Consider the following 1,144-nt stretch of genomic DNA (forward strand, 5'->3'; position numbering starts at 1 on the left):
CCCCACGAGGCACCGATGCCGAACAGTCTGAGCGCATCGACGAAGGCATTGGCAGCGGCCGGCGTGGCATGGCGGAATTCGAAGGAGACCAGGCCGCTCGCGCCGCTGAAATCGCGCTTCCACAGTGCATGGCCGGGGTCGGTGGGCAGCGCCGGGTAGAAGACGCGCGACACCTGCGGCTGCTGCTGCAGGAACTCGGCCACGGCGGTGGCATTGCGCTGGTGCTGTGCCAGCCGAACCGGCAGCGTGCGCAGGCCGCGCAGGGCGAGGTAGGCATCGTCGGCGCCGATGGTGAGGCCGAGCGCCTCGTAGGCGGTCGAGAGTTTGGCGGCCAGCGCAGGACTGTCGACCACCACGATGCCCTGCATCAGGTCGGAATGGCCAGAGATGTACTTGGTGGCCGCCTGGATCGAGATGTTGGCGCCCAGCGCCAGCGGCTGATGGAACCAGCCGCCGCTCCAGGTGTTGTCGGTGGCCACGGTCACGCCGCGGTCGCGTGCGACGGCGCTCAGCGCGGGCACGTCCAGCACCTCGTAGAGCAGCGAGCTCGGAGACTCGAGGTACAGCAGGCGCGTGTTCGGCCGCAGCCGGCTGGCGAGGTCGTCGTGCGTGGGCGAGAAATACTCGACCGTGATGCCCAGGCGCTGCAGCAGCGTGCTGTCGACCCGGCGCAGCGGTGCATACACGCCATCGGCCACCAGCGCGTGGTCGCCGGGCGAAAGCAGTGCGAGCAGCACCAGCGTGATCGCCGACAGCCCCGAGGGCGTGAGGAAGGCGCGGTGCCCGCCCTCGAGGCCGACCACCGCGTCTTCGAGCGCGCGGTGGGTGTCCAGGCCATGGCGGCCATAGGAGGCCACGCGTTCGCCCGCCGTGCGGCGGTGGTGATGGTCGGCCTGGGCGGCCGTGTTCTCGAAGCGCACGGTGCTGGTTCGCACCACGGGCACGTTGACCGGCCCCGCGCCGTCGCGCAGCGCGGGGGCGCCCGCATGCAGCAGCCGGGTGGCGGAATGCAGGCGCTTTCGGGGAGGTGCCGCGGTCATGCCACCGCCTTGCCCGGCTTGAGCTGCGTGGCGTTGTAGTTGACGATCGCGCCAGTCTCCAGGTTCACGCCGATGCGCTGCGAGAGCGTTTCGAGCGGACGGCC

At 70.7% G+C, this 1,144-nt stretch carries 1 protein-coding gene and 1 pseudogene; both read right to left on the minus strand.

The features are described from left to right. Positions 1-1,040, minus strand: a 1,040-nt coding sequence (locus AC1DOC_RS34520) for a trans-sulfuration enzyme family protein (protein ID WP_478131689.1), incomplete at its 3' end; no start/stop codon positions are given. Beyond that, a pseudogene (locus AC1DOC_RS34525) lies at positions 1,037-1,144 on the minus strand (cysteine dioxygenase); the annotation flags it as partial. The pseudogene AC1DOC_RS34525 and the gene AC1DOC_RS34520, both read right to left, overlap by 4 nt.

The organism is Variovorax sp. 01T439_2 (assembly GCF_056398445.1).